The following is a 3,600-nucleotide window of genomic DNA, read 5'->3' on the forward strand; positions in this document are numbered from 1 at the left end:
GTGCTTGGAGCTTTTTAAAACCGACTACGTCGTGGGTATCCAGGATATGGGCGCGGCGGGGCTAACGTCTAGTAGCTTTGAGATGGCCGGACGCAGCGGCAGCGGTATGAAGATGTATCTAGACCGCGTGCCTATGCGCGAGACGGGTATGACGCCGTACGAGCTAATGCTGAGCGAAAGCCAGGAGCGTATGCTCATCTGCGCCAAAAAAGGCTGCGAGCAAAAGATACTTGAGATATTTAAAAAATGGGATCTCGACGCCGAGATTATCGGCGAGGTGACAAGTAGCGGCGTGATGGAGCTTTATTGGCACGGCGAGCTAGCGGGCGAGATACCGATAGCGCCGCTTAGCGAAGCCTCTCCGGTGCTTGACCGACCGACTGCGCATCCGAAATACCTAGACGAAATCAAAAATTTGCAAATACCTGAAAACGTCGATGGCAAAACCGCGTTTTGGAAGTTGCTTGGCGAGCCAGAGGTGCTAAACAAGTCGCTAATCTACGATCAATACGACGCCAATATCCAAACAAATACGATCAAGCAGCCGGGGCTCCTTGGAGCCGCGGTTATCCGCGTGAAAGAAACGGGTAGGGCGATCGCGATGGCGGCGCAGTGCGACCCGCGGGCAAATTTCGTCGATCCCAAAATCGGCGCGGCTAGAGCGGTCGCGGCGGCCGGACGAAAGGTCGCGATGAGCGGAGCGACGCCTCTAGCTATCACCGACTGCCTAAACTACGGAAATCCGCAAAATCCGGAGGTCATGTGGCAGTTCGCGCAGGGCTGCGAGGGTATCAAAGAGGCTTGCCGCGAGCTAAATACGCCAGTTGTGAGCGGCAACGTGAGCCTATATAACGACACCGAGGGCGTGAGCGTCTATCCGACGCCCGCGATCGTGACTGTGGGCGTGAACGATGATGCAAACGCGAGTTTGTCCAGCGTCTTTGCGCGCGCGGGCACGGCGATATACGTGCTTGGCGAGACGAAGGGCGAATTTGCCGCGTCGCTTTACGCTAAGGCGCTATTTGACGCGGTGGGTGGCGAGCTGTGCGCGGTGGACTACAAAAAAGAGCGCGCGCTGTGGGACTTGGTCATCGAGGCAAATAAATCGGACGCGCTAGAGTTTGCAAACAGCGTAGGCGTGGGCGGCGTAGCGATAACGTTAGCTAAGATGGCATGCCTAAGCGGGCTTGGTGCGGAGTGTAAATTTGATGTTAAAAAGTCAAATTTCATCTTTGACGAGAGCTTTTCGCGCGCGATCGTCGGCGTAAAAGACGAGGCTAAATTTGAAGCTCTAGCCACAAAATACGGCGTCAAATTTGAAAAAATCGGCAGCGTGGGCGGAGATAAATTTAAACTAAACGATATCGATGAAAAGCTAAGCGACGTGAGCGAGGTTTATTTTAATAAATTTGCCGCAATCATCCGCCAAGAGGACTAAAATTTGACGCCCAATTTTGGCGAGGCGGGTTTGAGCTGGCTAAATTTGAGCGGCGTAAATTTGATGCTTGCTAAATTTGGCTCGTCTCGGCGGCGTTTGGTCAAGCATTTTAGCGCCAAATTTTGCAAGCGATATTAAAAGACCGTGAAAATTTAACCAAAATTTGAAAGGAAAGTAGATGTCTTGGAAAGACTTTTTAAACAACAAAGAAGAAGAACAGCCGCAAAAGGAGGGCAGAGGAATGGATCAAAAAAGCGTAGCTAAACCGCCGGTGTTATTTAGCGAGACTCAGCAGGTACTAAAGGCGGTCGAGGCCAAACTGGGCGGCACGCTCATCACATACTACAACTCAAACGCGGGCAGCGTCTGCGGCAACGACGCGAGCGCGATGTATGAAATTTTAAAGGGCAAAAAGATAGAAAACGCGTTTTTGTTCATCAAAAGTGACGGCGGCAGCGGTATCGCAGCGCTTCGTATCATCAGCACTCTGCGAAACTACTGCAAAAACATCACCGCTCTCATTCCTGCTAACTGCGCGTCGGCTGCGACGATGATGGCGCTTGGCGCAAACGAGATTGTGATGGGTCCGCTAGCGTATCTGACCGCCGTCGATACCTCGCTAAAGCACGCGATGAGCCCGATAGATAACGGCAACGAGCGCGTTAGCGTATCGATGGACGAGCTAAACCGCGTGATAAAACTATGGAAAATGCACGAAAAAGATAATGACGAAAACCCGTATAAATCGCTATACAACTATATCCATCCGCTGGTTTTTGGCGCCGTAGACCGCGCTAGCTCGCTCTCGCTAAAGATTTGCTGCGAGCTTTTGCGCTACCATATGACCGACGAATCAAAGATCCAAAACATCTCCGAGCGCCTAAACAGCGACTATCCGGCGCATGACTATCCGATACTTTTCCGCGAGGCAGAGGAGATCGGGCTGCACGTGCAAAAGATGGACAACGAGCTAAACGAGATGCTTCAGGAGCTTACGCTTCTTTACTCCGAGATGGGACAGCGCGCGTTTACCGACTACGACGAGAACAGCTACCACGACAACAACATCGCCAACATCATCGAGGCAAACGGCAAGCAGATTTATTATCAGATCGACAAAGACTGGTTCTACCGCCCCGACGAGCGCCGCTGGAACGTGATGAACGACGAGAGCTCGTGGCGTAAAAACGAGCTAGTGGGCGGCAAGCTCAAAAATACGATTTATCATTTATGGTGATATTTTGAATTTTATTTTTTGGTTTTTGATATTTTACGGGATTTATTATCTGGTCTCAAATTTCAGTCAAAATCCCGCGAATTTAGGCGGCTCACAAAAACGGGCGATGTTTGAAGAGGCGAAATTTTTAGTTAGCTTGCTTGCCAAAGTCGCCAAAAGCGACGGCAGGGTAAATGAGCTAGAAGCTCGCCTTATCAGCGAGACGCTAGACGATATCACGCTAAGGCTCGGTAACGACGCAGCTATGAGAGCGGAGCTAAAGCAGATATATAACCGCGAAAAAGAGACAGTGCATAATGCCTATTTTATCGCGCGGCAATATAAAGATCGCTTTCGTCTTAGCCAAGACGCCGCGGCTGCGAAGATATCGTTTTTGTTAAACTTAGCCTACATAGACGGCGAATTTAGCAAAAGCGAGCGCAATATCATCGAGCAGATCGCTTCTGGATTTGGGCTTGATGAGGGCATCTTTGAAGCGATACTAGCGAGGTTTGAGAAATTTTACGATCAAAGGCAGACGCGGCGAAATCCGTATGAAATGCGTACGAAAAGCCCTTACGCCGTACTTGGGCTAAAAGAGGATGCGCCGTTTGACGAGGTAAAAAAGCGCTACCGCGAACTCGTGAAAAAATATCATCCTGATATCCTTATGGGGCGCGGTGAGAGCGAGGAGATGATAGAAAAGAGTACCAGAAAACTGCAAGAGATAAATGAGGCATATGAAACCATAAAACAACGTACGGCTTAGCGGCTTGTCTTTTTGATTTATACTTTGTTGGTTCTAAATTTTACTCGGTCATTACCCACTCGGTAACTCCCGCCATAAAATTGAAAACCGCCGCGTCTAAATCAAAAATACTTCGCCTTTAGATTTTTAAAATTTAGTCAATTTTCTGTAAAATTCAGCCAAGTTTCGGCGTGGTAT

General features: G+C 49.6%; 4 protein-coding genes. All 4 read left to right on the forward strand.

Features of this window, described 5'->3' with window-relative positions; all coding sequences use genetic code 11:
• A partial coding sequence (locus Q0546_RS00040) for an AIR synthase-related protein (RefSeq protein ID WP_298789435.1) occupies positions 1-1,438 on the forward strand: 1,438 nt, incomplete at its 5' end.
• 3 nt (positions 1,439-1,441) lie between these two features.
• A complete protein-coding gene (locus Q0546_RS00045) occupies positions 1,442-1,576 on the forward strand; it encodes a hypothetical protein (protein ID WP_298789437.1) in 135 nt (44 codons plus the stop codon).
• Positions 1,577-1,616: 40 nt separating this feature from the next.
• Positions 1,617-2,675 carry a hypothetical protein gene (locus tag Q0546_RS00050; RefSeq protein WP_009496422.1) on the forward strand — a complete coding sequence of 353 codons (1,059 nt, stop codon included), beginning with the start codon at positions 1,617-1,619 and terminating at the stop codon, positions 2,673-2,675.
• A gap of 4 nt (positions 2,676-2,679) precedes the next feature.
• Entirely contained in the window at positions 2,680-3,423 is a 744-nt protein-coding gene (locus tag Q0546_RS00055) for a TerB family tellurite resistance protein (RefSeq protein WP_298789439.1), read from the forward strand.
• Positions 3,424-3,600: the final 177 nt, after the last annotated feature.

The sequence above is a fragment of the uncultured Campylobacter sp. genome (assembly GCF_937997465.1).
Taxonomy (GTDB): domain Bacteria; phylum Campylobacterota; class Campylobacteria; order Campylobacterales; family Campylobacteraceae; genus Campylobacter_A.

Excerpts from the sequence above, each read along its gene's own strand:
- Q0546_RS00050 (WP_009496422.1), top strand. The coding sequence starts at position 1,617 with ATGTCTTGGAAAGACTTTTTAAACAACAAAGAAGAAGAACAGCCGCAA.